The organism is Williamsia sp. CHRR-6 (assembly GCF_018474015.1).
In the GTDB taxonomy this organism is placed as follows: Bacteria; Actinomycetota; Actinomycetes; order Mycobacteriales; family Mycobacteriaceae; genus Williamsia_A.
On the sequence record NZ_JAHCSG010000002.1, the window covers coordinates 246,897 to 273,252 of the forward strand.

General features: G+C 68.3%; 22 protein-coding genes and 1 tRNA gene. 12 read left to right on the forward strand and 11 right to left on the reverse strand.

Features of this window, described 5'->3' with window-relative positions:
• Positions 1 to 9 precede the first annotated feature (9 nt).
• Positions 10 to 82, forward strand: a tRNA-Arg gene (locus KIK15_RS07070).
• A gap of 87 nt (positions 83 to 169) precedes the next feature.
• On the opposite strand, the gene KIK15_RS07075 is transcribed toward KIK15_RS07070, so the two are convergent.
• Entirely contained in the window at positions 170 to 463 is a 294-nt protein-coding gene (locus tag KIK15_RS07075) for a hypothetical protein (RefSeq protein WP_214243488.1), read from the reverse strand.
• A gap of 48 nt (positions 464 to 511) precedes the next feature.
• Positions 512 to 988: a glutathione peroxidase gene (locus KIK15_RS07080; protein ID WP_214243489.1), complete on the reverse strand. Its 477-nt coding sequence runs from the start codon at positions 986 to 988 to the stop codon at positions 512 to 514.
• 88 nt (positions 989 to 1,076) lie between these two features.
• On the opposite strand from KIK15_RS07080, the gene KIK15_RS07085 reads away from it, so the two are divergent.
• A complete protein-coding gene (locus KIK15_RS07085) occupies positions 1,077 to 1,913 on the forward strand; it encodes an SDR family oxidoreductase (protein WP_307851776.1) in 837 nt (278 codons plus the stop codon).
• Positions 1,910 to 2,671: a precorrin-6A synthase (deacetylating) gene (gene cobF, locus KIK15_RS07090; RefSeq protein WP_214243491.1), complete on the forward strand. Its 762-nt coding sequence runs from the start codon at positions 1,910 to 1,912 to the stop codon at positions 2,669 to 2,671. Before KIK15_RS07085 ends, cobF begins: the two co-directional genes overlap by 4 nt.
• Positions 2,672 to 2,702: 31 nt before the next feature.
• Here cobF and KIK15_RS07095 read toward each other — a convergent pair whose 3' ends face one another.
• The 3 genes from KIK15_RS07095 to glpK (KIK15_RS07105) are packed head-to-tail and all read right to left on the reverse strand — an operon-like array spanning position 2,703 to position 6,749.
• Positions 2,703 to 3,443, reverse strand: coding sequence for an MIP/aquaporin family protein (locus KIK15_RS07095; protein ID WP_374222834.1), 741 nt, complete (start codon positions 3,441 to 3,443; stop codon positions 2,703 to 2,705).
• A 5-nt stretch (positions 3,444 to 3,448) separates the two neighbouring features.
• A complete protein-coding gene (locus KIK15_RS07100) occupies positions 3,449 to 5,185 on the reverse strand; it encodes a glycerol-3-phosphate dehydrogenase/oxidase (protein ID WP_214243493.1) in 1,737 nt (578 codons plus the stop codon).
• A 49-nt stretch (positions 5,186 to 5,234) separates the two neighbouring features.
• A complete protein-coding gene (gene glpK, locus KIK15_RS07105; protein ID WP_214243494.1) occupies positions 5,235 to 6,749 on the reverse strand; it encodes a glycerol kinase GlpK in 1,515 nt (504 codons plus the stop codon).
• A 140-nt stretch (positions 6,750 to 6,889) separates the two neighbouring features.
• On the opposite strand from glpK (KIK15_RS07105), the gene KIK15_RS18730 reads away from it, so the two are divergent.
• Together KIK15_RS18730 and glpK (KIK15_RS07115) are read left to right on the forward strand one after the other, a co-directional pair.
• Positions 6,890 to 7,678: an IclR family transcriptional regulator gene (locus KIK15_RS18730; RefSeq protein ID WP_214243495.1), complete on the forward strand. Its 789-nt coding sequence runs from the start codon at positions 6,890 to 6,892 to the stop codon at positions 7,676 to 7,678.
• Positions 7,675 to 9,192 carry a glycerol kinase GlpK gene (glpK, locus tag KIK15_RS07115; RefSeq protein ID WP_214243496.1) on the forward strand — a complete coding sequence of 506 codons (1,518 nt, stop codon included), beginning with the start codon at positions 7,675 to 7,677 and terminating at the stop codon, positions 9,190 to 9,192. The genes KIK15_RS18730 and glpK (KIK15_RS07115) overlap by 4 nt, the downstream gene beginning before the upstream one ends.
• An 18-nt stretch (positions 9,193 to 9,210) precedes the next feature.
• On the opposite strand, the gene KIK15_RS07120 is transcribed toward glpK (KIK15_RS07115), so the two are convergent.
• The gene (locus KIK15_RS07120) at positions 9,211 to 9,993 is read right to left on the reverse strand and encodes a 3'(2'),5'-bisphosphate nucleotidase CysQ (protein ID WP_250324284.1); all 783 of its coding nucleotides are present in this window, start codon (positions 9,991 to 9,993) and stop codon (positions 9,211 to 9,213) included.
• Between KIK15_RS07120 and KIK15_RS07125 the strand changes: the two genes are divergently transcribed.
• The 3 genes from KIK15_RS07125 to KIK15_RS07135 all read left to right on the forward strand — a co-directional run bounded on the left by KIK15_RS07125 (position 9,992) and on the right by KIK15_RS07135 (position 12,975).
• Positions 9,992 to 10,882, forward strand: a complete 891-nt coding sequence (locus KIK15_RS07125; RefSeq protein WP_214243497.1) for an Fpg/Nei family DNA glycosylase — start codon at positions 9,992 to 9,994, stop codon at positions 10,880 to 10,882. The genes KIK15_RS07120 and KIK15_RS07125 overlap by 2 nt on opposite strands.
• Before the next feature lie 28 nt (positions 10,883 to 10,910).
• Positions 10,911 to 11,651, forward strand: coding sequence for an SDR family oxidoreductase (locus KIK15_RS07130; RefSeq protein WP_214243498.1), 741 nt, complete (start codon positions 10,911 to 10,913; stop codon positions 11,649 to 11,651).
• A 139-nt stretch (positions 11,652 to 11,790) separates the two neighbouring features.
• A complete protein-coding gene (locus KIK15_RS07135; RefSeq protein ID WP_214243499.1) occupies positions 11,791 to 12,975 on the forward strand; it encodes a GGDEF domain-containing protein in 1,185 nt (394 codons plus the stop codon).
• Positions 12,976 to 12,984: 9 nt separating this feature from the next.
• Here the strand turns inward: KIK15_RS07135 and KIK15_RS07140 are convergent, their stop codons facing one another.
• From KIK15_RS07140 to KIK15_RS07150, 3 genes are all read right to left on the reverse strand, one after another.
• Entirely contained in the window at positions 12,985 to 14,373 is a 1,389-nt protein-coding gene (locus KIK15_RS07140; protein WP_214243500.1) for a hypothetical protein, read from the reverse strand.
• Between the two features lie 4 nt (positions 14,374 to 14,377).
• Positions 14,378 to 16,051, reverse strand: coding sequence for a glucose-6-phosphate isomerase (pgi, locus tag KIK15_RS07145; protein ID WP_214243501.1), 1,674 nt, complete (start codon positions 16,049 to 16,051; stop codon positions 14,378 to 14,380).
• A 167-nt stretch (positions 16,052 to 16,218) separates the two neighbouring features.
• A complete protein-coding gene (locus tag KIK15_RS07150) occupies positions 16,219 to 16,545 on the reverse strand; it encodes a chorismate mutase (protein WP_374222828.1) in 327 nt (108 codons plus the stop codon).
• A gap of 51 nt (positions 16,546 to 16,596) precedes the next feature.
• Between KIK15_RS07150 and KIK15_RS07155 the strand changes: the two genes are divergently transcribed.
• The gene (locus KIK15_RS07155) at positions 16,597 to 18,417 is read left to right on the forward strand and encodes a hypothetical protein (protein WP_214243502.1); all 1,821 of its coding nucleotides are present in this window, start codon (positions 16,597 to 16,599) and stop codon (positions 18,415 to 18,417) included.
• Between the two features lie 25 nt (positions 18,418 to 18,442).
• Here the strand turns inward: KIK15_RS07155 and KIK15_RS07160 are convergent, their stop codons facing one another.
• A complete protein-coding gene (locus tag KIK15_RS07160) occupies positions 18,443 to 20,008 on the reverse strand; it encodes a hypothetical protein (RefSeq protein WP_214243503.1) in 1,566 nt (521 codons plus the stop codon).
• A 171-nt stretch (positions 20,009 to 20,179) separates the two neighbouring features.
• Here KIK15_RS07160 and KIK15_RS07165 point away from each other — a divergent pair, with 171 nt between their 5' ends.
• Positions 20,180 to 22,732 (forward strand): UvrD-helicase domain-containing protein, encoded by a 2,553-nt coding sequence (locus KIK15_RS07165; RefSeq protein WP_214243504.1) that lies wholly within the window; start codon positions 20,180 to 20,182, stop codon positions 22,730 to 22,732.
• A gap of 33 nt (positions 22,733 to 22,765) precedes the next feature.
• Here KIK15_RS07165 and KIK15_RS07170 read toward each other — a convergent pair whose 3' ends face one another.
• Positions 22,766 to 23,845 (reverse strand): M23 family metallopeptidase, encoded by a 1,080-nt coding sequence (locus KIK15_RS07170; RefSeq protein ID WP_374222835.1) that lies wholly within the window; start codon positions 23,843 to 23,845, stop codon positions 22,766 to 22,768.
• Positions 23,846 to 24,240: 395 nt separating this feature from the next.
• On the opposite strand from KIK15_RS07170, the gene sucC reads away from it, so the two are divergent.
• Together sucC and sucD are read left to right on the forward strand one after the other, a co-directional pair.
• Positions 24,241 to 25,404: an ADP-forming succinate--CoA ligase subunit beta gene (gene sucC / locus KIK15_RS07175; RefSeq protein ID WP_214243506.1), complete on the forward strand. Its 1,164-nt coding sequence runs from the start codon at positions 24,241 to 24,243 to the stop codon at positions 25,402 to 25,404.
• Between the two features lie 14 nt (positions 25,405 to 25,418).
• Positions 25,419 to 26,309 (forward strand): succinate--CoA ligase subunit alpha, encoded by an 891-nt coding sequence (gene sucD, locus KIK15_RS07180; protein WP_214243507.1) that lies wholly within the window; start codon positions 25,419 to 25,421, stop codon positions 26,307 to 26,309.
• Positions 26,310 to 26,356: the final 47 nt, after the last annotated feature.

Here is a 26,356-nt window from a genome sequence, read left to right on the forward strand (position 1 = left end):
TGCGCATCCGCCTTCGTAGCTCAGGGGATAGAGCAACCCTCTCCTAAAGGGTAGGTCGCAGGTTCGAATCCTGCCGAGGGCACTCACATTCGGGCATGTCAGCCATGACCGAGGCTCACCGGCCGGCATTTCGGCACGGTCGACGGGGAATTTCGGCACGGTCGACGGGTCAGAAACCCAGGCCCATCCAGTCGATGGCGACGAAGTCGCGTTCTAGGCGGGTGGCCTCGACCGTCACCTCCTCGTCGTCGGGATCCATCCCGTCGCCGGCGATGGCGCGTAACGCTGCCCGTACCCCGTCGGTGTAGCTGGTGACCACGCCGATGATCTCGCTGTCGGTGGTGTGGTCGGTGGTGTCGCGCCACCACACCAGCATCGCCATGCCGTTGGGGGCGGGCGCAAAGCCGACGGTCTGGCCGTTGCGAGTGAGGGTGGGACAGTCGTCGGGGAAGCGCTCAGCCATGACAGCACTGTCTACCCGAGGGCTCTGACATCGGCTGCTGCCGCAGCCTTACAGCAGCGCTTCGATCTTGCTGCGCAGCGACTCGGGTTTGGTGGTGGGCGGGAAGCGGTCCACCACGTTGCCGTCCTTGTCGACGAGGAACTTGGTGAAGTTCCACTTGATGCGGTTGCCCAGGATGGTCGACTTCTGTGAACGCAACCAGGCGAACAGCGGATGTGCGTTCTTGCCGTTGACGTCGACCTTTGAGTACATCGGGAAGCTGACGTCGTAGCGCAGACTGCAGAAGTTCTTGATCTCTTCCTCGTCGCCGGGCTCCTGGTGGCCGAACTGGTCGCAGGGGAAGCCGAGGACCACCAGGCCTTTGTCGCCGTACTCCTTGTTGAGCTGCTCCAGGCCGGTGTACTGCGGGGTGAAACCGCACTGAGACGCCGTGTTCACGATCAGCAGCGGCTTGCCCCGGTACTGCGCAAGGCTCACCTCGTTGCCGTCGATGTCGGTCGCGGTGAAGTCGTAGACAGTGGTCATGACCTCCATTCGTAGCCGCGCCTGCGGTGGATGTCCAACGCTCACCGCGCAGGTCACACCCGGTACCGACTGTCCTAGAGTGGGGCGCGTGAACGCATCTGCACCGCTACCGCTCGACACCGCGACCGTCGCCCTGGTCACCGGGGCCTCCAGCGGGATCGGGGCGGAGGTGGCGCGGTTGCTCGTCGCCGCCGGAGTCACCGTCATCGGGACCAGCCGCAACCCTGAGACCGTCGCCCACCCGGTGCCCGGGGTGCGCTACCTCGCCCTCGACCACAACGACCCGGACAGCATCGTGCGGTGCGCGGCTCAGGCGGGCGCGGTGGACATCCTGATCAACAACGCCGGGACCAGCCACATGGGCCCGCTGGAGGACACCTCGATGGACACCGTCGAGATGGTGTTCGCGGCCAACGTGTTCGGGCCCATCGCCCTGACCAAGGCGCTGTTGCCGGGTATGCGAGAGCGCCGCCGCGGCACGGTGGTGATGGTCGGTTCGATGTTGGCGTCGTTCCCCATCCCGTTCCGATCCACCTATGCCGCCACCAAGTCGGCGATCAAGACCTACGCCGACGCCACCCGCCGCGAGCTCTCGCCTTTCGGGATCGGGATGGTGACGGTGGAGCCGGGCACCATCGCGACCGGCATCGGTGACCGGCGCGTGTACTCGGTGGCCGATGACACCGCCTACCGAGTCGACTATGAGACCGTGGCCGCGGCCACGCGACGCAACGAGGACAACGGGGTACCGGTCGAGCCGATGGCCCAGCTGATCGTGCGAGCGGCGTTGGCGCAGCACCCCAAACCGCTCTATGCGTTGGGCAACAAGGCGCCCGTGGTGTTCGCGTTGCGTCGGCTGCTGCCGCGTGCAGCCATGCTGGCCGTGACGGCCCGCTTCCACGGATTGCGTTCCGTCCCAAAGTGACCCGCACCCTACGCATCATCGGTATCGGGGCGGGTGATCCGCGGCAGGTCACCCTCCAGGCCCTCGACGCGATGGCCGGCGTGGACGCCTTCTTCGTCCTGGACAAAGGGGCGGAAAAGGATTCGCTGGTGGCCGTGCGACGCCAGATCTGCGACGAGCACCTGGGCGTGGGCGCCTATCGGGTGGTCGAGATCGCCGACCCGCCGCGAGATCGGCAGCCGGTGGATTACGACGCCGAGGTGTTGCGCTGGCATGACGCACGGGCCCAACGGATCTCGGCAGCGTTACGCACCGAGCTACCCGAGGGCGGGGTGGGTGCCATCCTGGTCTGGGGCGACCCGGCGCTCTACGACTCCACCCTGCGCATCGCCGAGGCCATCGCCGCCGGCGGCGAGGTGGCCCTGGCGTTGCAGGTGATCCCGGGAGTCACCAGCGCCTCGGCTCTGACTGCGGCCCATGGCATCTCGGCCAACCGGATCGGTGAACCCATCACCATCACCACCGGGCGCCGACTGGCCGACACCCCGCCCGGTGCCGACACCAACCAGATCGTGATGCTCGACGCCGACTGCACCTTCCGCCGCACCGCAGACCCCGACGATCACATCTGGTGGGGCGCCTACCTGGGCATGGACCACGAGATCCTGATCGCGGGCACAGTGGCCCAGGTAGGCGAGCAGATCGCCGAGCGTCGCGCCCGAGCCCGTGCCGAACACGGCTGGATCATGGACATCTACCTGCTGCGTAAACGTCGATGATGCGTCGGCCCAGCCGATCTCGGGCGAATGCTCAGACGTTCTGAGTGAGCAGGAACAGCCCGCCCGCCAGTGCGCCACCGATGAGCGGCCCGACCACCGGGACCCACGCATAGTTCCACTCGAGGCCGCCCTTGCCCTTGATGGGCATCAGCGCATAGGCGATACGTGGAGCCAGATCGCGGGCCGGGTTGATGGCGTACCCGGTGGGGCCGCCCAGGCTGTTGCCGATCACGAGCACCACGAAAGCGACTCCGGCGTAACCAAGTCCGGAGTTGCCCAGGTTCAGGGTGTCTCCGGTTCCGCTGATCGCCGGCGACCGCAGGATCCAGAACACCAGCACGAACGTGCCGATCACCTCGGTGACGGTGTTCCAGAAGTAGTTCTTCACCTGCGGGCCCGTACAGAAGATGCCGCGGGTGTCCTCAGGGTGCGGATCGGCGTCGAAGTTCTTCTTGTAGGCCAGATAACAGAGCATGGCCCCGATGAACGCACCGATCATCTGCGCGCTGATGTAGATCGGGACCTGCGACCACGGAGTCTTGTCCGCGATCGCCAACCCGAGGGTCACCGCCGGGTTGAGATGTGCCCCCGACTTCCAGGCGATGGACGCGCCCGCGAACACCGCCAGGCCCCAACCGAAGTTGATGAACAGACCGCCGCTGTTGTGGAAGCCCGACTTCACCAGGTTGTTGCCCGCGACGACACCGGTGCCCAGGAGGATCAGCACCGCGGTGCCGATGATCTCCCACAGCCAGATCTGGCCGTCGCTCAGCGCGCTCATGCCGACACGTCCGCGACGAGAGCCGAACCGCGGACACCAGGTGCGCCCATCCGGGCGGCGTCGGCGGTCGCGTCGTCGGGCTGGCGTTGCGACTCGATCTCGGCCGCGACGCGCGCACGATAGTTCGCGATCTCGCGATCCCGCTGCGCGGCGTTCCAGCCGAGTGGCCCGGCCACGATGTCGGCGACGGCGACCGCCGCCGAGGTTCCGCGGTCGAGGGTCTCGATGGACATGTGGGTGCGGCGGGCGAGGATGTCCACCAGGTGCAGGGCGCCCTCGTGGGTGGCCGCGTACCGGATCTCGGCGCCGAGGTACCGGTTGTCTGATTCGGCAAGTGGGGCAGCCAGTTCCGGCTCGGCGTCGATGATCGCGAAGATCTCCGAGATCATGCTGCCGTAACGGTGTAGGAGGTGCTCGACGGTCGTCACGGGTAGACCGTGCTCGTCGGCCAGACGCACCCGCGCGGCCCACAGTTCCTCGTACCCGTCGGCGCCGGCGAGCGCGATGCTCGCCGTGCGTGAGGGTTCCACGCCACGCTGTCCCTGCACGGCGGCGTCGATCGCGTCGGCCGCCATCACCCGGTAGGTGGTGTATTTGCCCCCGGCGATCACGGTGAGACCTGGTGCGGCGGGGACCACGGCGTGCTCACGCGAGAGCTTGCTGGTCTCGTCGGATTCCCCGGCCAGCAGTGGACGCAAGCCCGCGTACACGCCGACGATGTCGTCGCGCACCAGCGGCGTCTGAAGCATCACGTTGACCTCGGCGAGGATGTAGTCGAGATCGGCACTGCTCGCCGCGGGATGGGCGAGATCGAGGTTCCACTCGGTGTCGGTGGTGCCGATGATCCAGAAGTCCTCGCTCCACGGGCACGGGATCACGAACAGCAGGCTCTTCTCGGTCTCGGTGATGAGGCCGACCTCGGAGTCGATGCGGTCGCGGGGAACCACGATGTGCACGCCTTTGGACGCCTTCACGCGCAGTCCGCTGGCGCCGCCCACCATCTCCTGCAGTTCGTCGGTCCACACGCCCGCCGCGTTGACCACGTGCTTGGCGCGGACGTCGATCTGCTCGCCGGACTCGAGGTCCTCGATGCGGGCGCCGACGACGCGATCACCCTCACGCAGGTAGCTGGTGACCCGTGCGCTGGAGGCGCATAGGGCGCCGTAGCTCGCCGCGGTGCGCGCCAACATCATCGTGTGCCGCGCGTCGTCGACCTGACCCTCGTAGAACAGCACGCCGCCGCGGATGGTTCCGCGTTTGGCGCCGGGAAAGATCGAGAACGTCTTCTTCTTGCCGATGTGCCGAAGGTGATGGGGCACACCGCGTCCCGCGCCGAGGATGTCGTAGAAGCCGATGCCGGCGCCGGCGTAGGCGCGGTCGTATGCGGGGGTGACGAGCGGGAAGATGAACTCCACCGGACGCACCAGATGCGGCGCGACGGTGGTGAGCATCAGTTTGCGCTCGCGTAGCGCCTCGAAGACGAGGGAGAAGTTGAGCTGCTTGAGGTAGCGCAGGCCGCCGTGAAAGAGCTTGGAGCTGCGGCTGGAAGTGCCCGCACCGTAGTCGATGGCCTCCACCAGGCCCACGCGCAGACCGCGGGTGGCGGCGTCGAGGGCAGCGCCGCCACCAACGACACCACCTCCGATGACGAGGACGTCGAGCTCGGTGGCGGCCATGGATGTCAGTGCGGCGCGGCGTGATTCGGGGTTGAGGGCGATGGGTGGCAAGGTCATGCGAAGGTTCTCCTGACGATCAGATGTGACGGTGGCGTAAGCGTGGAGATCACACGTCGACCCAGTCGAGGGTGCGGGTGACCGCTTTGCGCCAGCGGCCGTAGTAGTCGGCGCGTTCGTCCTCGGTCCAGTGCGGCGCCCAGCGGGAGTCCTCTTTCCAGTGCGTCTCGAGTTCGTCTGTGTTCGACCAGAACCCGACCGACAGCCCGGCCGCGTAGGCGGCGCCCAGCGCGGTGGTCTCGGCCACCACCGGTCGGCTCACCGGGATGCCGAGCACGTCGGACTGGATCTGCATGCACAGCGAGTTGGCGGTGACGCCGCCGTCGACGCGCAGCACCTCCAGCTTCACCCCGGAGTCCTTCTCCATCGCGTCGGCGACGTCGCGGCTCTGATAACAGATGGATTCCAGTGTGGCCCGGGCGATGTGGGCGTTGTTGTTGAAGCGGGACAGCCCCACGATCGCGCCGCGGGCATCCGAGCGCCAGTAGGGGGCGAAGAGGCCGGAGAACGCGGGCACGAAGTAGACGCCGCCGTTGTCGGGAACCTCGCGGGCCAGCGATTCGCTCTGTGCCGCACCGGAGATGATGCCCAGCTGGTCGCGCAGCCACTGCACGGCCGAACCGGTGACCGCGATCGACCCCTCCAGCGCGTAGACCGGTGCCTGGTCACCGAACTGGTAGCAGACGGTGGTCAACAGCCCGTTCTTGGACCGCACCAGCTTCTCCCCGGTGTTGAGCAGTAGGAAGTTTCCTGTGCCGTAGGTGTTCTTGGCTTGGCCGGGGGCAAAGCACACCTGGCCCACCATCGCGGCCTGCTGATCGCCCAGCGCGCTGGCGATGGGGACCTCACCGGCCAGCGGTCCGGTGCGGGTGGTGTGGCCGTAGGGCTCGCTCGGCGACGACGGCACGATCGTCGGCAGCATGGCCTTGGGGATGTCGAACAGCGCGATGAGCTCGTCGTCCCAGTCGAGGGTCTCGAGGTTCATCAGCATGGTGCGGCTGGCGTTGGTGACGTCGGTGACGTGCACACCGCCGTCGACGCCGCCGGTCAGGTTCCAGATCACCCAGGTGTCGATGGTGCCGAACAATGCCTCGCCCGCTTCGGCGTCGGCGCGCACCCCGTCGACGTTCTCGAGGATCCACTGCGCCTTGCCTGCGGCGAAGTAGGTGGCCGGCGGGATGCCCGCCTTGGTGCGGATGATGTCGCCCGCGCCGGAGCGCTCGAGTGCCGAGGCGATCTTGTCGGTGCGGGTGTCCTGCCAGACGATGGCGTTGTAGTAGGGCCGACCGGTGGTCTTGTTCCACACGACGGTGGTCTCACGCTGGTTGGTGATGCCCAGCGCCGCGAGGTCGGCGGCGGTGAGGTCGGCTTTGCGCAGCCCGTTCTGCAGCACCGACGAGGTCCGCTCCCAGATCTCGATCGGATCGTGTTCGACCCAGCCGGCCTGCGGCATCACCTGTTCGTGCTCGAGCTGGTGGCGCGCGACCTCGGCGCCGGAGTGATCGAAGATCATGAATCGGGTACTTGTCGTGCCCTGGTCGATGGCGCCTACGTAGCTGGTCATGGGTCCTTTTCCGCCGTTGGAAGAACACGTGATCGGTGATCTGTGTCTCACCGTGTCCTCGACCTTAGGCACGCTCACGACCGATGAGTAGTTCTGCCGTTCGGCATTGTCGAACGGCGCACGCGAGTTAACGTGGCTCGGTGCCGGGTCTCATCCAGTCGGTCGAACGTGCCACCGCGGTGATGCACCTGTTGGCCGCACGTGACGAGCCGATGACCCTGGCCGAGATCGCCGCCGCCGTCGGCGTCGTGAAGTCCACCGCCCACGGTCTGGTCCGAACCTTGGTGGCCGGCGGGATGCTGGATCAGGACGCCGACACCGGTCGATACCGCCTGGCCGACGACCCGTTCGGGCCGCGCCGAAACCTGTGGGACGTCAACGAGATCCGCTCGCGTGCCCTCAATTGGACCGACGCGCTGGCGTCGCGGTCGACGCTGGCCACGCAGGTGACGGTGGTGCGTGGCGGCGTGGTGCGGGTGGTGCACGACGTGCTCGCCACCCGCGGAGCCGGCGCCCGACCCCTGATGACCGGGGCGACGGTGCCCGCTCACGCCGGTGCACTCGGGCGCGTGCACCTGGCCTACGACGCCCACCTCGCGCGATCGGTGTCGCGGTCGCCGCTGGCGGCGCACACCCACCGCACCATCGTCGACGCGGGAGTCCTCGCCGGTGAACTCGCCCGCGTGCGCGACACGGGGTGGGCGGTCGCGATCGGCGACCTCGTCCACGACCAGGCCACCGTGGCCGCACCCATCCGCGACGCGGGCGGCACGGTGATGGCCGCGGTCGGCGTGATGGGCGCGGTCGACGACATCTGTGGTCGCGGCGAGATGCCACGAACCGCTCTCGTGGACAACGTGATCGCCGCGGCGCGGTCCATCTCGCGCGAACTCGGACACGGCCTCGCCGTACCCGGAGGGAACCGATGAGCACCCGCTATGTCGCCGCGATCGACCAGGGCACCACCTCGACCCGCTGCATCGTCTACGACCGCGGGGGAGTGCTGGTGTCGGTCGCCCAGCGCAGACACCGCCAGTACTTTCCCCGGCCGGGCTGGGTCGAACACGACGCCACCGAGATCTGGTCACTGGTGCGCCTGCTGATCCCCGAGGCGCTGCGGTCGGCGGGCGCGACGGCCGAACAGATCGTCGGGCTGGGGATCACCAATCAGCGTGAGACGACGGTGATCTGGGACCGCGAGACCGGGACCCCGCTGCACCGGGCGATCGTCTGGGAAGACACCCGCACGTCCGATCTCGTCGAGTACCTCCGGTCGCACGGCCATGCCGACGAACTCCACCGCCGCAGTGGTGCACCGCTGTCGAACTACGTCTCTGCGCCGCGATTGCGCTGGCTCCTCGACACGGTCCCCGGGGCGCGCGAGGGGGCACGGGCGGGCCGTGTCCTGTTCGGCACCATGGACAGCTGGCTGGTGTGGAACCTGACCGGAGGGCCCCACGGCGGCCTGCACGTCACCGACCCCACCAACGCAGGCCGCACCATGCTGATGAACATCGAGACCGGCCGTTGGGACCCGGAGTTGTTGGCGGCGTTCGACATCCCCGAACAAATGTTGCCCGAGATCGGTCCCTCGCTGACCGAAGTCGGGGTGAGCACCGACCCGGTGCCCGGGGTCGCGATCACCGCGATGATCGGAGACCAGCAGGCGGCGTTGGTGGGGCAGACCGCGTTGGACAGCGGTGAATCGAAGTACACCCTTGGCACCGGTGGCTTCCTGCTGTTCAACACCGGTGCCGAGCTGGTGCGTTCGCGCAACGGTCTGATCACCACAGTCGCCTACCAGATCGACGGCGAACCCCTCTGTTACGCGCTGGAGGGCTCGAACCCGACCGCCGGCGCACTGGTCGAGTGGCTGAAGGAGAACGTCGGGCTGATCGAGACCGCAGCCGCGATCGAGACCCTCGCGGGCACCGTCGAGGACAACGGCGGCTGTTACATCGTGCCCGCGTTCTCGGGTCTGCATGCGCCACACTGGGTCTCGGGCAGTCGCGGACTCATCGTCGGTCTCACCGCCTACGTCACCCGTGGCCACCTCGCGCGAGCGGCGTTGGAGACCAACGCCTTCGGGGCTCAGGCCATGATCGCCGCGGTCAACGACGACTTGGCTGCCGCCGACGCCGCGACCCGCCTGACCGAGCTCGTCGTCGACGGCGGGATGACCGCCAACAACCTGTTGATGCAGATGATCGCCGACATCTGCGGGCTGCCGGTGGTGCGTCCCCGGATGGCCGAGGCCGTGGCGCTCGGCGCGGCCTACGGGGCCGGCCTCACCGCCGGGTTCTGGACCGACCCCGCACAACTGCGCCGCAACTGGCAGGCCGCGGCCCGCTGGTCACCGCAGATGCCCGCCGACGAACGGGACCGGCAGGTCGCGACCTGGGCCCGTGCGGTCGAGCTGTCGTCGACCTGGCGTCCGGCCTGAGTGTCCGAGCCCGCGTGCTCAGACGATCTCGGCCAGCGAACGCAGGATCGGCTCGGCCAGCTCGGGACGGCAGATGAGGAAGTCCGACATGTACGGGCTGGGTCGGTTGTAGCGCAGCGGCGACCCGTCAAGTCGACTGCAATGCAGGCCTGCCGCCCGCGCCACCCCGACCGGTGCGCAGTTGTCCCACTCGTACTGACCGCTGCCGTGGATGTAGGCGTCGGCGTCGCCACGCACCACCGCCATCGCCTTGGCACCGGCCGAACCCATCACGATCGCCCGCAGGCCCAGCCGCGCCGCCACCCACATCGACTCATACGAGCCACCGAACCGGGACATGACCAGGGCCCCGGCCGCGTGGGCCGGGGTGTCGACGGTGTCGGTGCGGAACACCTCACCGCGCTCAGGCAACGACACCGCGCAGTCGGTGGGCTGCCCGTTGACGGTGAGCGCCACGTGTACGGCCCAGTCCGCGGTCCCGGCCGCATACTCGCGGGTGCCGTCGAGTGGATCGATGATCCACACCCGCTGGGCATCGAGCCGGGCGCGGCTGTCGGTGGCCTCCTCCGACAGCACCGCATCCTTGGGGCGGTGTGCGGCCAGCACCCCGGCGATCCAGTCCTGGGCCAGCGAGTCGCCGAGATCACCGAGCCGGCGTCCGGTGAGCAGGGCGTCGTGTCGGGCCGCGACCAGGATGCGTCCGGCCCCGACCGCGATGGCCGCGGCCAGGTCGACATCGGTCATCGTCGATGAGCCCGACCAGCCCAGATCCCGGTACACATAGAGCAGACTAGAGGCCATGCCCGAACTGCCCGAGGTGCAGGCGATCGCCGACCACGTCGACGGCCGTGCCGCCGGATTGCCCATCCGTCGTGTCGACGTGGCGTCGCTGGCCGTGCTCAAGACCGCCGACCCGCCGTACTCCGCCCTGGCCGGGCGGGTGATCACCAGCGTCGGCCGGGTGGGCAAGTACCTGGTCATCACCACCGAGCCGGGACCCGATTCGGCGGCCGAACCGCCGACCATCGCGATGGTGATCCACCTGTCGCGGGCCGGGTGGCTGCGCTGGTCGTCGAACCTGTCGCAGACCCCGCCACGCCCCGGCGGCAAAGGTCCCATCGCGCTGCGGGTGCACTGCGGTCTGCCCGGCGAGGGGTTCGACGTGACCGAGGCCGGTACTCAGAAACGGCTGGCCGTCTGGATCGTTCGCGACGTGAGCGAGGTGGACCGCATCGCCACCCTGGGCCCCGACGTGCTGGAGCTGGACCGCGAGGCGTTCGGTGCGATCCTGGGCGCCACCGGCGCGCGCATCAAGACCGTCCTGACCGATCAGCGCACCATCGCCGGTGTGGGCAACGCCTACAGCGACGAGATCCTGCACACCGCGCAGCTGTCCCCGTTCGCCCCGGCCAAGGGACTCTCCGCCACCCAGGTCGATCGATTGCACGCGGCCATCCGCTCGGTACTGCTCGACGCGATCACCCGGCAGTCCGCGCAGGAGATCGCAACCATGAAGGGCGAGAAGCGATCTGGGATGCGGGTACATGCCCGCACCGGGATGCCGTGCCCGGTGTGCGGTGACACCGTGCGCGAGGTGTCCTTTGCCGACCGGTCGTTCCAGTACTGCCCGACGTGCCAGACTGGCGGCAAGGTGTTGGCTGACCGGCGGATGTCGCGGCTGCTCAAATGAGTCCGGCGGCCGTCGGTACGCTCGGCGCATGACTCGACAGCGGATCCTGATCACCGGTGCCAGTTCCGGTCTCGGTGAGGGCATGGCCCGCACGTACGCCCGAGAGGGTCGGGCGCTGGCCCTGTGTGCCCGCCGGGTGGATCGGCTCGACGCACTGGCCACCGAACTCGGTGCCTCGGCGCAGCAGGTGGTCACCAGCGCGCTCGACGTGACCGACGTCGACACCGTGGCCCCGGTGTTCGACGACCTGGCCGCTGGTCTCGGCGGCCTCGACCGAGTGATCGTCAACGCCGGATCCGGTGCCGGTGCGGTGCTGGGCACCGGCGGACTGCACCACAACATCGACACCGTGACGACCAACCTCGTCGGAGCGTTGGCCCAGATCGAGGCGGCCATGGCGATCTTTCGAGCTCAACAGTCCGGCCACCTGGTGCTGGTGGCCTCGATCGCCGGAGTCCGTGGACTGCCCAAGGCCCAGGCGGCCTACTCGGCGTCCAAGGCGGGCCTCATCTCCCTGGGGCAGAGCCTGCAGACCGAGTTGGCGCACTCGCCGATCCGGGTGACCATCCTGCTGCCGGGCTACATCGAGACCGCGATCAACGCCGGCGTGCAGACGAAGCTGAAGGTCGACCGCGACCGTGGTGTGGCCGCCCTTGTCGCGGCGATCGAGCGCGAACCGGCCCGAGCGTCGGTGCCGTGGTGGCCGTGGACCCTGGTCGGCACCGCGCTGCGCTTGCTGCCCGCTCCGGTGGTCCGAAAGATAGTTTGAGATAGCATAGAGATCGATCGCGGCGCTGCACCGTCTCAGATCACGATCTTCACATCGTGGGTCGAACCCGCCGGGGGGCGGAATCGGACATAGGGTGCAACCAACCGCCGCATTGGGGGAGTTGATCGTTGGTGTCACGATGACGCGTTTCGCTGTAGGCCTCGGGCAACTGGGCTGGGCCATCTCGCACTGGTGGAATCGAAAAGATCAGTTCGAGTGGTTCAGCAGCTACCTGTCCGATCGCCAGCTCGTCGAGCCCACCCGCATCCTGCTGGGCATCACCTGCGGTACGGCGTCGTTGGTGCCGTGGGTGATCCTGCTCGACGCCGGCGGCCCGGAGAACGTGCTGCAACGGTATGCCGCGCTGGCCTCCGGGGTCATCGGCGTGGGCATGACCGTGATGTGGCTGCTGCTGCCGTGGCCCAGCGCCACCCGATCGCGCAGCTGGGTCGTCGTGGCCGACCTGTCGATTCTGCTGGGCTGTCTGGCCCAGATCCACCACGTGGGTGCAGTTGCCGGATGTGCAGTGTTCGGGCTGGTGAGCGGGTACATCGCGTTCTTCCACGGGGCGCGGATGCTGGCCGTCCACATCGGGTTCTCGCTGGTGGTGGCATGCCTGCTGTCGGTGCTTCTGATGCGTGCGGACACCGCATCGCTGTCGACCGTCGTCATCGGCATCATCCAGGCCGCAGCGGTGGGGATCGCGATCCCGGTTGCCACGCAGTTCATGTTGGAGGTGCTGGCCTCGGATGCGGCGGCCTCGGAGATGGACACGCTGACCGGCGTGTTGAACCGACGCGGACTCGAGCGGGCACTGGAGCGGCTCACCGCGATGGACCGGCAGAACTCGCACGGTTTGGCGGTGATGGTTGCCGATCTGGACAACTTCAAGGAGATCAACGACCACTACGGGCACCGCTACGGCGATCGGGTGTTGGCCGAGATAGCCGCACGGCTGCGGGTGGCCGTCGGGGTGGGGGGTGTGGTGGCCCGCATCGGTGGCGACGAGTTCGTGATCGCCGACAGCCTGCGCTTCAACGACCCCGTCCGGTTGGCCAACACCGTGCTGCTCACCATTTCCACCGTCAGCGATCCGCCGGTCACCGCCAGTGTCGGTGTCGTGCACTTCACCGGTGTCATCCCGACCAACAAGTCGCTGATGTCGACGGTGCTGTTCACCGACCTCGCCGATGCCGCGATGTACGAGGCGAAACGAGCCGGTGGCAACACGGTGCGTACTCGCGGGCACAACTACGGCGCCCCCAGTCCGGCGCCGGTCGTGCGCCCGACCACCATCCGTCCCGGGGCTCGCGGTACCGCCTGACGACCGCGCTCACCAGGCTTGCGCGGTGAGTCCCCAGTCGGCCAGCGTCGTCTGTGCCAGGCGACGCAGTGCATGAGCGTCGCTCGCCGCCCACGGCGCCGCGTCGAAAGTCAGGGTGAACCGGCCCGCGGCGATCGCCGTCCAGCACCGCAGCGTCACGGTCGAATCCTGTTCGCCCGCACCGTGGCCGGGTGTCGCAGGTGCGGTGACCGTCACCGACCGGACCGCCATGCCGGTGGATGTGTGACCGGCGATCGAGTCGAACATCGGTCCCATGTCACCCAGCGGTGACACCAGCGCCTCGCGCGCGCCGGGGACCGGAACGATCGCGTGCGCCCACCGGTCACCGAGCAGTTGCAGCAACTCCGCAGGCATCCCGCCGGGCGGACCGAGACCCATGTTGCCGCCGTGGTCGCCGTCGAGATCTTGATACCCCGCGCGCAGGGTGTCGGCCACCTCACGCACCGAGCCGGCGCGGTCGACGGTGGGCATGATCTGCACCTCAGCCATCCGCAGCATGCCCGGTGAACCGATCGAGGAGTGCAGCGCCGGCGCCACCGGAACGGTGATGTCGACCGGGGCGCCGCACCCACCGTGCCCGCCGGCCGACCGGATCCGAGCCACCATGTCGGCCACGATCGCGGCGGTCAGCGCCGTGGACGTAGCGTCGGCGGTGAGCACCCGTTGCGCCCAGTCGTCGGCCCCCACGCTGAGCACCGCGGTTGGCCGCACCCCGGGCACCCGATGCCGGGGCGCACCGACCGGCTGGTCGGCAGCGTCGTGACGGCCGCGTAGCGCGGCGAACAACTCCGCCCGTACCTGGCGGTCCACGCAGCCACGCGCCAGGCTGGCCACCACCCCGCAGATCACCCGAACCCACAGCGCGACGGCGTCGGCGAGGTCATCGCGCCAGCGCACCCGGGCAGCCTCGCTGCCCGCCGAACCGTCGGGTCCCAACGCGTCTCTCGCCGCACTGATCATGCCCAGACCGTCGGACACCAGATGCGAACACGTCAGGGTGATGACCGAGCTGCCATCAGCCACCCGGGCCACCGACAACTCCCACGCCGGACCGTTGTCCACGTCCAATGGCGCCGCGGCCCGTCGGTCAGCCCACGCCACCACCTCATCGACCGCGATCGGTTCGGGTTCGGCGTACACCGGCGCCACCGCGCCGCCGGTGGTGAAGTACCGCCGAGCCCAGGGAATCCGGGGTGAACGGACCCGTCGGTTCAGCGGACCAGCAGCCAGAAACGCATGCAGGAACGCCACTTCGGCGGCGCTGACGGTCGAGTCGAACCGCCAGATGCCCTGCATCACCTCCGCCGCGCCGCGACCGTGGTGGCCGCGATAGAAGATGTCGTCGAGGACGTCGAAGCGACGTACCGCTGTCCTCACCGCGTCAGACTGCGCGTCCGCGGTGTTCGCGATACCAGCGGACGAGGCGGTCTGTGGACGAATCCTCCTGTGCAGCAGGGGCTTGCGCGGACTCGATGACACCGAGGAGCTCCTTGGCCTGGGCCTTGCCCAGCTCGACCCCCCACTGATCGAACGAGTTGATCCCCCAGATCGCACCCTCGACGAACACCTGATGCTCGTAGAGGGCGATGAGCTGCCCGAGCACCGACGGCGTGAGCTTCGGTGCCAGGATCGAGGTCGAGGGCCGGTTGCCCGGCATCACCTTGTGCGCCACCACGTGTGGGTCCACGCCGTCGGCGGCCACCTCGTCAGCGGTCTTGCCGAAGGCCAACACCTTGGTCTGGGCGAAGAAGTTGCTCATCAACAGGTCGTGCATCGAGCCCGATCCGTCGTCGGCCGTGGGCAGATCGTCGGTGGGCGTGGCGAATCCGATGAAGTCGGCGGGCACCATCCGGGTGCCCTGATGCAGCAGCTGATAGAACGCATGCTGTCCGTTGGTGCCGGGTTCACCCCAGAAGACCTGGCCGGTGTCGACGGTGACGTGGTGTCCGTGGATGTCGACCGACTTGCCGTTGGACTCCATGGTGAGCTGCTGCAGATAGGCGGCGAACCGGGCCATGTCGTCGGAGTAGGGCAGCACCACGCGCGAGTCGACGTCGAAGAAGTTGTTGTACCAGAGCCCGATCAGGCCCAGGATCACCGGTGCGTTCTGGTGCAGCGGCGCGGTCCGGAAGTGCTTGTCCACCAGGTTGAATCCGTGCAGGAAGTCGGCGAACGCCTCCTTGCCGACCGCGGCCATCACCGACAGCCCGATCGCCGAGTCCACCGAGTAGCGCCCGCCCACCCAGTCCCAGAACCCGAACATGTTGTCGGTGTCGATGCCGAACTCGGCCACCTTCTCGGCGTTGGTGCTCACCGCGACGAAGTGTTTGGCCACCGCCTCCTCGCCCGCGCCCAGTGAGCGCAGCAGCCAGCGGCGCGCGGCGGTCGCGTTGGTCAGCGTCTCCAGCGTGGTGAACGTCTTGGAGGCGACGACGAAAAGCGTTGTCTCGGCGTCCAACTCGCCCAGGGTGCCCACCAGGTCGGCGGGGTCGACGTTGGAGACGAATCGGCAGCTGATGCCGGTGTCGACGTAGTGACGCAGCGCCTGGTACACCATGGCCGGACCGAGATCCGAACCGCCGATACCGATGTTGACCACGGTGCGGATTGCTTTGCCGGTGTGCCCGGTCCACGCCCCGCTGCGCAGCCGGTCGGTGAACTCTCCCATCCGGTCCAACACCGCGTGCACGTCGGCCACCACGTCCTGACCGTCCACCTTCAGCGTGGCCTCCGACGGCAGCCGCAGGCCGGTGTGCAACACCGCGCGATCCTCGGAGGTGTTGATGTGCTCGCCCCAGAACATGGCGTCGCGCTTGCCCTCGAGGTCGACCTCACGGGCCAGCTGCAACAGCAGCTCCAGCGTCTCCCGCAGCACGCGATGCTTGGAGTAGTCGATGTGCAGATCGCCCACGTCGATGGTCAGCTCTGCCCCCCGGTCGGGGTCCACGGCGAAGATCTCGCGCAGATGCATCGCGAAGACGTGCGGGTGGTGAGCCGACAGTTCCTGCCAGGCGTGTGCGGCGGTGATGTCGTGGTCACGCGAGTCGATGGTCATGGTCGGCCTTCCCGAGCACAGTCGTCGCCGTGAACGTCGTCGGGCGTGAGGGTCGCCACCCGTGACGGTGAAACACTGCGACCCAGCTTAGTGGGCGGGGTTCTCGCGTTCGCAGACCGACCGACCGAACGCCGCGAGGGGCCTGGGTGATGCGAACCGCCGACGCGTCAGCGACCGAGCGGCCCGCGGCCCAGACGCAGCAACAACATCGCCAACGTGTGGCCTTCCTGACCCAGCTCGGAGAAACGCTCGAGCACCTTGACCTCGCGGCTGTGCACCAGTCGCGGTCCACCCGAGGCCATCCGAGCGCGACCCACCTTCTTCGACACCGCGCTGCGCCGCTTGATCGCGCCGAGGATGATCGCATCGAGCCGATCGATCTCCAACCGCAGCTGTTCGATCTCGTCCGGCAGGTCGTCGACGTCGGGGGACAGGTGCAGGGCCTGCAGATCCGCGGGGATGCTGTGCGCGGGAGTGCTGTCGGGAGAGTCCACGCTGCGATCTTGCCACGCGAGTTCGGAGGGCAGAGGTGGTAGGCAAGAGCCATGGCCGCACCCACCGTCGACGTCTGCGCTCCGGCGGTCGGGCACCGGTCCACCCCTGCGCGCCGACTGCTGTCGCGCTGGTGGATCGGCGTCGCGGCGCTCATCGTGGGCCAACTCGCGCTGCGCGCGCTCACCCTCGGTACGGGCAACTTCTACTGGGACGACCTGATCCTCATCGCTCGTACGCACCGTGACGGTCTGTTCGCCGGGCACGACGGACACCTGATGCCCGCGGCGAAGCTGGTGATCGCGGTGGCCACCGACGTGGCCCCGCTGCGCTGGTCGGTGGCGGCGGCGACACTGCTCGTCGGTCAGCTGCTGGCGTCGATGGCGCTGGTGCGGATGGTGTGGTTGATCACCGGCCCCCGACCGGGTGGTCTCGCGGTGATCGCGTTGGCCCTGTTCACCCCGATGACGGTGCCCGCCGCCGCGTGGTGGGCGGCCGGACTCAACGCGTTGCCGTTGTGTGCCGCGCTGGCCTGGGTGGTCGGTGATGCGATCCGACTCACGCGCGGCGACGTTCCCCGCCCGTCGGTGCTGCTCATCCGGTCCCTCGGGGTGACCGTGGTGGCACTGCTGTTCTTCGAGAAGTCCGTCGTCATCGCACCGGTGGTCGCGGTGACGGTGCTGCTGCTGGCGCGCGGGCGCCCTCTCCGATCCGACCCGGCGCGCCAGCGTGTCCGATGGCTGCTGGTCGCGCTGTTCGCGATCTGCGGGGCCTGGGCGGCGGGATATGTGGCGTGGGTGCCCGGCACCGCCGGAGACCACACGGTGCGCCAAACCATCAAACTACTGTGGCGCGCAGTCTCTGACGGGGTGATGCCCAGTCTCATCGGCGCCCAATGGGATTGGCAGCGGTGGAATCCCAGCCCGCCGTTCGTGGTGCCGTCGCTGCCGGTGGTGCTCGCGGGGTGGGCAGCCATGATCACCGTCGTGGTGGCGACGGTGCGTCGCCGACGCGGTGCGGGGGCGATCATCGTCGCGGCCGGCACCTACGTGATCGCCGCGCAGGCCGCGGTGAGCTGGTCGCGCAGCAGCGCACAGACGGCACTGGAGTTGTCGCAGACACTGCGGTATCTGCCCGACACCGCCGTGGTGCTGGCGTTGGCGGCCGCGCTGGCGGTGGCCGCGCCACGTCGGAGCAGCTCGGGATCGCCGGGGTTGAGATCAAGCGGACCACAACGTGATCGGCTGATCGCCGCAGCCGTGGTGAGTGCCGTGGTGGTGGCTTCGATCGTGTCCACCGTCGCCTTCGTCCGGCAGTGGCGCGACAACCCCACCGGCGAGTATCTGCGCAACGTGCGTGCCTCGGTCACCGCACACCCCACCTCGCCGCTGTTCGACCAGGCCGTCCCACTGAGCGTGCTGCTGCCGGTGGTCTACCCCGACAACCAGCTCAGTCGGGTCGTCGGACCGCTGGCCCACCGATCGGCGTTCGCGCCCTACACCGATCGGCTGCGGTTGATCGACGAGCGTGGACGCACCCGCGACGCGGTCGTCTTCCCGCTGCGCACCTTCGCCGCCGGGCTCGGGGACTGCGCGCGGCCGGAGATCGGCGCGGGGCCACCTCGCGTGATCATGTTGTCGGGGCCGATGATCACCTACACCTGGACCGCCCGCCTGCCCTACTGCGCCACCCGGGCCGGTGCGCTGGTGGTGTCGCTGGGGTCGGGGCCACCGGTACGGGTCCCGGTGAGTGCCGGGCTGGGGCAGGTTTGGGTACAGATCCGGGGCACCGGGAGCACCCTGCAGGTCACCGCGCAGTCGACGCAGGTCCATCTCGCCGGCGGCGAGGTGGGGCTGGTGGTGCCGGCCGGGTGAACCGGCTCAGCTTGTCGGGGTGGGATCAGGGTGCCTGAACGGGCACGGTCACGACGTCGATGCCGGTGATCTTGTTGGCCGCCAACAGCTTTGCGAATGCATCGGCGGCGGGCGGCTCAGCGAAGACCCAGCGTAGCGGCGCCCCCTTCGCCCCGGCGACCGACGCCGTGGCCGCCACGGTCAGGGCAGCGGTACCCGGCCAGGTGGGATCGAAGGCGCCGCTGCGCTCGACGTGGGTGGCGTACCCGGGACCGCGGGTCACCAGCAACACGCCGTCGGCGGCGCGACCGTCGAACACCACCTCGCCCACGCGGAAGCCGTAGTCGCGGGCCAACCCGGTGATCTGGGTTCCGTAGTCGCTGGCCGCCGACTCGGCCCTGGTCCCCACGCGGCTGTAGCGCCCCGGCGCGGGGCTGGTGCACATCGCCTGATTCGCGGTGATGGCGGCGGTGATCGCCGCGGGCGCGGTGTCGGCGAAGACCTGTGCGGCGAATGTGGGCCGGTATCCGATGGGACCTGGCGGCAAGAAGGTGACCGTGCACCGCAGTCGGGTGGTGCTGTTGCGGGCCGCGGCGATGCTGCGCACGCAGGGCCGCCCGACCTGCCGCGGCCCCTGCCCCGCGGTGATGGTGGTGGTGGCCACCACCGTCAACGGCCCGGGGGCAGCCGGACCATCGGCCACCACCGTCACCTCGAGGTCGCAGTTGGGCGGACCGCACGGACCCGGTACCGGGCGAGCGCTGCTGCGCGCCAACGACACCGACGCGTACGGCGCCACCGCATGGGCCAGGTTGCCTGCGGACTCGGTGGCCGCCCGGTAGAGAGCCTTCACCTCGTCCACCCCCACCGTCTGCATCGTCAACTCGACGCTGATCCGCTCGTCGAGCCGACCGCTGAGCGAGGTGATGCGGGTGCCATCGCGGTCCAGCCCCACGCGCAACGGGCCCATCGGGCCACCGACGACCAGGCCGTTGGACCCAGACCGTGTCACCGCGGGGTCGGAGGTGGCCGCCCGCCGCGTATCCGGGGTCACGTCGCCGCGGCGTGCCGCCGGACTCGCGCCGGCTCGCACACCGGCCAGCCCGCTGATGAGACTCGCCGGGCGCAGCAGCGCACCGAGGTCGGGCACCACGCGGGGATCGGGTGCACCCCAGGTCTGGCCGTCCGGGGTGGCGGTGAGGGCCGGATCGGTGATCACGCCGCGCCAGAACGGTTGTGGCCCTCGCGCTATCGCGGCTGCACCGACCTGCAGATAGTCCGCCGGCGCCGAGCTCTGCGCACCCAGTTGTCCGCGCACGTCACCCGATGCCGTGACCACAAGGTCGGTCACCGACAACCGGACGGTGATGCGCGCGGACGGATCGGCGGCTGGGGGATCGGTGCGAACGGTGATCGCGCCGGTGTAGCGCACCCCGGGCGCCGACGTGATTGCCGCACCCGCGCGGTCAAGGGCCTCGGTGGCTTGAAACGCCGCAGTGGCTCGGGCCGACCCGTCGGTCCCGTTGGGGAGCAGTGCGATCACCGCCACCACCACCAACGCCACCGACGCGATCGTCGCCGACGTGACCGGCCGCCGATAGGTGTCCTTCATCTGCCGTCCTCGCTACCTCGATCAGCCCCGTGTCGTGGTCACGCGCCCAGGTGTGCGACCCGTTCGCATCGCGAAGAATCGTAACCGCACCGACGACCGACGGCCGACGATCGGCCACCCCCGGTGAGGAGAGCCGACCCTGTCCGACCGTCGGGGTAACGTCGATACACGATGACGTTGCCTTTCGACCTCGAACCCACTGTTGAACCGACCGCCCGCGACGGTGAATCCCTGACCGCCCGCGACGGTGAATCCCTGACCGCCCGCGACGGTGAATCCCTGACCGCCCGCGACGGTGAATCCCTGACCGCCCGCGGTCGTGAACTCCTCGACGGACTCAACCCCCAGCAACGAGCCGCCGTCATGCACTCCGGCGGTCCGCTGTTGATCGTGGCCGGTGCCGGGTCGGGTAAGACAGCGGTGCTCACCCGTCGTATCGCGTTCCTGCTCGCCGAGCGCGACGTGTCGCCTGGGGAGATCCTGGCGATCACCTTCACCAACAAGGCCGCCGCGGAGATGCGCGAGCGGGTCATCGGCCTCGTCGGCCCGCGGGCATCGCGGATGTGGGTGTCGACCTTCCACTCCACCTGCGTGCGCATCCTGCGTGCCCAGGCCGCCCTCATCGCCAGCCGCAACTCCAACTTCTCCATCTACGACGCCGACGACTCGAAACGCTTGTTGGCCATGATCATCCGTGATCTCGACCTCGACCCCAAGAAGTTCAGCCCGCGTGGGGTGGGGGTACACATCTCCAACCTGAAGAACGAGCTGATCACCCCAGCGCAGGCCGCTGTGCAGGCCGCCGAGGGTGATGACGACACCGTCGTCACCCTCGCCGACATCTACACCCAGTACCAGCGTCGGCTGGCCGCAGCCAATGCCTTCGACTTCGACGATCTGATCGGCGAGACCGTCACGCTGTTGCAGGCGCATCCGGAGGTGGCCGAGTACTACCGACGTCGGTTCCGCCACGTGATGGTCGACGAATACCAGGACACCAACCACGCCCAGTACGTGCTGGTGCGTGAGTTGGTGGGCACCGGTGAGGGCGCGGTCAGCCCGTCGGAACTGTGCGTGGTCGGCGACGCCGATCAGTCGATCTACGCGTTCCGGGGCGCCACCATCCGCAACATCGAAGAGTTCGAGCGGGACTTCCCCAACACCGAAACCGTACTGCTGGAACAGAATTACCGCTCCACCCAAACCATCCTGTCGGCCGCCAACGCGGTGATCGCGCGCAACGCCAACCGTCGTGAGAAGAAGTTGTGGACCGATTCCGGAGACGGTGACCTGATCGTCGGGTACGTGGCCGACAACGAGCACGACGAGGCGTCGTTCATCGCCGGCGAGATCGACGCACTCGCCGACACCGGCGAGTTCAACTACTCCGACGTGGCCGTCTTCTACCGCACCAACACCGGCTCGCGGGCGTTGGAAGACGTGTTCATCCGGCTCGGCATCGCCTACAAGGTGGTGGGTGGGGTGCGCTTCTACGAGCGAAAAGAGGTGCGTGACATCGTGGCCTACCTGCGGGTGGTGGCCAACCCCGACGACACCGTGAGCCTGCGCCGCATCGTCAACACCCCCAAGCGTGGTATCGGCGACCGGGCGCAGGCGTGCGTGGCGGTGTACTCGGAGAACTCCGGGGTCAGCTTCTATCAGGCCCTCATCGATGCCGCCGACGGCGCGGTGCCGTTGCTCAACACCCGTGCGGTGAAACAGATCTCCGGTTTTGTCGAGCTGATCGAGGGGCTGCGCAACGATTTCCTGGTGGCGTTCGGTGCCGCCGACGGTCCCGATGCCGACACCGCCGCCGCCGACGCCGGGCAGGCCGCCGCCGACATCGGTGATCTGGTGGAGGCCATCGCATCTCGATCCGGCTACCGCGACGAGCTTGAGGGATCGTCGGACCCGCAGGATGGGGCTCGGCTGGACAATGTCAACGAATTGATCTCGGTGGCAAGGGAGTTCAGTGTCGAGGCCGCGTCGATCGATGAGGCCGACCGCCCCGATCCGGCCGACGGCGAACCCGAGCCCGGATCACTGGCCGCCTTCCTGGAGCGGGTGTCGCTGGTGGCCGACGCCGACCAGGTACCCGATTCCGATGCCGGCATGGTGACCATGATGACGCTGCACACCGCCAAGGGTCTGGAGTTCCCGGTGGTCTTCGTGACCGGCTGGGAGGACGGGCAGTTCCCTCACCTGCGGGCGTTGGGCGATCCGGCGGAGCTGAGCGAGGAGCGTCGGCTGGCCTACGTCGGCATCACCCGTGCGCGCAAGCGCCTCTACCTCACGCGTTCGATGGTGCGTTCGGCGTGGGGACAGCCGGTGTCCAACCCGGAATCGCGCTTCCTGCAGGAGATTCCACAGCACCTCATCGACTGGCGGCGCACCGAGCCGCGGCGGCGGGAGCGGTCGTTCGGCAGTTCCGGCGGGTTCTTCGGCGGCGGGTCGTACCGCTCGGACGATTCCGGTCCGGCACACCGTGGTGAGGCGTCATCGGGGATGCGGGGCCGCTCGTCGTACTCCAGCGATCCCACCCGTGGCCGCAACCGGCAGGTGTCGGTCGACGTCGGTGATCGGGTCAACCACGCCAAGTACGGGTTGGGCAAGGTGGTGGCCAAGGAGGGCTCGGGTGCCACCGAGCGGGTGACGTTCGACTTCGGCAGTGCCGGTCGGATCACGCTGATGTCGCTGGGTGGGCTTCCGGTCGACAAGCTCTAGCGAGCGTGGACTACCACCAGTGACGGCCGGTGGTCAGCCGGTGTAGGCCGACACCTGGACGCCGCGCTGGGCCAGCCACGGCATCGGGTCGATCTTGGTGGTGCCGTTCTTCCACACCTCGAAATGGCAGTGCGGGCCGGTGGAGTATCCCTCGTTGCCGACCTGCGCGATGGTCTGCCCAGCGGTGACCCGGTCGCCCTTGGAGACCAGCACCCCGCTGGAGGCCATGTGGCCGTACATGGTGACGGTGCCGTCGGCTGCCTCGATTTGCACCCAGTTGCCGTAGCCCGACGCGGGTCCGGCTTCCTTCACGATGCCGTCGGTGGCGGCGTGGATGGGGGTGCCCAGTGGGGCGGCGAAGTCGATACCGCCGTGGAAGGTGCCCCAGCGATTGCAGAAGCACGAGGTGAACTGGTACTCGCCCAGGGCGACCGGCGAGGCGAAGAGCGGGATGCGTGAGGCGCGGTCGGCGGCCTTGGCGTCGGCGGCCATCTTGGCGCCGGTCTGCAGCCCACCGGTGAAGGCAGACATGTCGGCCGGTGCCGGGCTGTCGGCCAGGCCTGCGTCGCCATTGATCGACGGGTCGGTGGGGGCAACCGCGGCGGCCGGGTTGACCTCCTGCTTGGCGGGCTCGACCGTCTGGTCGGTGGCCGGGGTGGTGTCGATCTGGCCGGTCACCGCGACCACCGCGGCGCCTGCGGCCATGGCGATCAGGGCGGCACGGCCCTTGAGGGCACCCGGAGGGGCTGCGATGCGATGGCGCCCGCCGGTCTTGACCGGCCGCGGCGCCACCGAGGGCAGCAGTGCGTCGGGGTCGCGGCGGTAGTCGTCGAGAACGGCGCCGGAGACGGCGAACGGGTGGTGATGTGCGGTCTCGTCGAACTCGCACTCGGCGATGAGAATGTCTTGGGTGACCTCGGCGGTCCGCGGGCCGCGACGTCGGGTTCGCTCCCGAGCGGGCTGATCGCGCTCGAAGAGGTCTCGCTCGGGGTTGGGCGCGTCCCATTCCCGGGTGATGACCGAGGTGACCTCAGATCGGTACTCGTCGGTCTCGTGATCGTGCGTGGCGAGCAGCGGTCCGGACCCGACAGCGTTGCCTCGTACCGACAAGATCGCACCCTTCGATTCGCATCTGGCGCGACACCCCGGATGTCGCCACGCGCTGACAGGCCGTGGTGAAAGCCCGCCGAGTCTCTGGTTAACCATCCGTTATCGGAGGTTGGCCACGCCGTGATCTGTGGCTGGTGACGACGGTAACGAAACGATCGCAGTGTGTGCAACCGGTTGGAGAGATGTCGCCACTTCTGTGATTCGCATCACTGTCGAATTGGTCACGAGAAAGTGACGATCAGTGAACCTGCGCAGCTCCGGAGCGATCGCTCGGACGGGCGACGTCTCTCGCGCGGGTGTCGGGCCGTCTCGACGGTCAATCCTGCAGATATAAGGTCGACCCGGAGCTTGCGACCGCACACAGACACCGCAGGCAAACCTACGAGATGGTGAGCTGAATGGATCTCTTCGAATACCAGGCGAAGGAACTCTTCGCCAAGCACCAGGTACCCACCTCGGCCGGACGTGTCACCGACACGGTCGCCGGGGCGAGCGCCATCGCCGAGGAAATCGGCAAGCCGGTGATGGTCAAGGCCCAGGTGAAGGTGGGCGGCCGCGGGAAGGCGGGTGGCGTCAAGTATTCGAAGGACGTCGCCGAGGCCACCGCCAACGCTGAGGCCATCCTGGGCCTCGACATCAAGGGCCACGTGGTCAAGAAGTTGTTGGTGGCCGAGGCCAGCGAGATCGCCGAGGAGTACTACATCTCCTTCCTGCTCGACCGCACCAACCGCACCTACCTGGCCATGTGCTCGGTCGAGGGTGGCGTGGAGATCGAGGTGACCGCCGAGGAGAACCCCGACGCGTTGGCCCGGATCCCGGTCGATGCGGTGACCGGTGTGGACCTCGCGTTCGCGCGTCACATCGCTGAGGCAGGCAAGCTGCCCGCGGAGGTCCTCGACGCGGCCGCGGTGACCATCCAGAAGCTGTGGGAGGTGTTCATCTCCGAGGACGCACTGCTGGTCGAGGTGAACCCGCTGGTGCGCACGCCCGACGATCAGATCCTGGCGTTGGACGGCAAGGTGTCCCTGGACGCCAACGCCGATTTCCGTCAGCCCGGGCACGCAGAGTTCGAGGATCGTGACGCCACCGATCCCCTGGAGCTCAAGGCCAAGGAGAACGACCTCAACTACGTCAAGCTCGACGGCGAGGTGGGCATCATCGGCAACGGTGCGGGTCTGGTCATGTCGACCCTCGACGTGGTCGCCTACGCAGGCGAGAACCACGGTGGGGTCAAACCCGCCAACTTCCTCGACATCGGTGGTGGCGCCTCGGCTGAGGTGATGGCTGCCGGCCTCGACGTGATCCTGGGCGACAGCCAGGTCAAGAGCGTGTTCGTCAACGTCTTCGGTGGCATCACCGCGTGTGACGCGGTGGCCAACGGGATCGTAGGTGCGCTGAAGGTGCTGGGCGACAGTGCGACCAAGCCGCTGGTGGTGCGCCTGGACGGCAACAAGGTCGACGAGGGTCGGGCGATCCTCGCCGAGGCCGCGCACCCGCTGGTGACGCTGGCTAACACCATGGACGAAGGCGCCGACAAGGCCGCCGAACTGGCGAGCAAGTAAAGGACTGCTGACTCATGTCTATTTTTCTCAACAAGGACTCCAAGGTCATCGTCCAGGGCATCACCGGCGGTGAGGGCACCAAGCACACCGCTCTGATGCTCAAAGCCGGCACCCAGGTGGTCGGTGGTGTCAACGCCCGCAAGGCCGGGACCACCGTCTCGCATGACGGCGGCGTTCAGCTGCCGGTGTTCGGCACCGTGGCCGAGGCCATCGAGAAGACCGGCGCCGACGTGTCCATCGCGTTCGTGCCGCCGAAGTTCGCCAAGGACGCCATCATCGAGGCCATCGACGCCGAGATTCCGCTGCTGGTCGTCATCACCGAGGGAATCCCGGTACAGGACAGCGCGTACGCCTGGGCCTACAACAAGTCCAAGGGTGAGAAGACCCGGATCATCGGCCCCAACTGCCCGGGCATCATCACTCCCGGCGAGTCGCTGGTGGGCATCACCCCGGCCAACATCGCAGGCACCGGCCCGATCGGGCTGGTGTCCAAGTCGGGCACGCTGACCTATCAGATGATGTACGAGCTGCGCGATATCGGTTTCTCGACCGCCATCGGCATCGGCGGCGACCCGGTCATCGGTACCACCCACATCGACGCCATCGCGGCGTTCGAGGCTGACCCGGCCACCAAGGTCATCGTGATGATCGGTGAGATCGGCGGCGACGCCGAGGAGCGTGCCGCCGACTACATCAAGGCCAACGTCTCCAAGCCGGTGGTCGGCTACGTCGCGGGGTTCACTGCGCCGGAGGGCAAGACGATGGGCCACGCCGGCGCCATCGTGTCCGGCAGCTCAGGCACCGCGCAGGCCAAGAAGGATGCACTTGAAGCTGCGGGGGTGAAGGTGGGCAAGACCCCGTCGGAGACCGCAGCATTGGCCCGCGAGATCTACCAGAGCCTGTAGCGATCGAGCAGACGTCGAACGCCCCGGAGTGATCTCCGGGGCGCTCG

What these genes read in the sequence shown, in the direction of transcription:
- KIK15_RS07100 (WP_214243493.1), bottom strand. Translation starts at nt 5,185, where the DNA reads ATGACCTTGCCACCCATCGCCCTCAACCCCGAATCACGCCGCGCCGCA.
- KIK15_RS07120 (WP_250324284.1), bottom strand. Translation starts at nt 9,993, where the DNA reads ATGGCCTCTAGTCTGCTCTATGTGTACCGGGATCTGGGCTGGTCGGGC.
- pgi (WP_214243501.1), bottom strand. Translation starts at nt 16,051, where the DNA reads ATGACCATCGACTCGCGTGACCACGACATCACCGCCGCACACGCCTGG.
- glpK (WP_214243496.1), top strand. Translation starts at nt 7,675, where the DNA reads ATGAGCACCCGCTATGTCGCCGCGATCGACCAGGGCACCACCTCGACC.
- KIK15_RS07125 (WP_214243497.1), top strand. Translation starts at nt 9,992, where the DNA reads ATGCCCGAACTGCCCGAGGTGCAGGCGATCGCCGACCACGTCGACGGC.
- KIK15_RS07160 (WP_214243503.1), bottom strand. Translation starts at nt 20,008, where the DNA reads ATGAAGGACACCTATCGGCGGCCGGTCACGTCGGCGACGATCGCGTCG.
- KIK15_RS07135 (WP_214243499.1), top strand. Translation starts at nt 11,791, where the DNA reads ATGACGCGTTTCGCTGTAGGCCTCGGGCAACTGGGCTGGGCCATCTCG.
- KIK15_RS07075 (WP_214243488.1), bottom strand. Translation starts at nt 463, where the DNA reads ATGGCTGAGCGCTTCCCCGACGACTGTCCCACCCTCACTCGCAACGGC.
- sucC (WP_214243506.1), top strand. Translation starts at nt 24,241, where the DNA reads ATGGATCTCTTCGAATACCAGGCGAAGGAACTCTTCGCCAAGCACCAG.
- KIK15_RS07165 (WP_214243504.1), top strand. Translation starts at nt 20,180, where the DNA reads ATGACGTTGCCTTTCGACCTCGAACCCACTGTTGAACCGACCGCCCGC.
- KIK15_RS07130 (WP_214243498.1), top strand. Translation starts at nt 10,911, where the DNA reads ATGACTCGACAGCGGATCCTGATCACCGGTGCCAGTTCCGGTCTCGGT.
- glpK (WP_214243494.1), bottom strand. Translation starts at nt 6,749, where the DNA reads ATGACCAGCTACGTAGGCGCCATCGACCAGGGCACGACAAGTACCCGA.
- sucD (WP_214243507.1), top strand. Translation starts at nt 25,419, where the DNA reads ATGTCTATTTTTCTCAACAAGGACTCCAAGGTCATCGTCCAGGGCATC.
- KIK15_RS07080 (WP_214243489.1), bottom strand. Translation starts at nt 988, where the DNA reads ATGACCACTGTCTACGACTTCACCGCGACCGACATCGACGGCAACGAG.
- KIK15_RS07155 (WP_214243502.1), top strand. Translation starts at nt 16,597, where the DNA reads ATGGCCGCACCCACCGTCGACGTCTGCGCTCCGGCGGTCGGGCACCGG.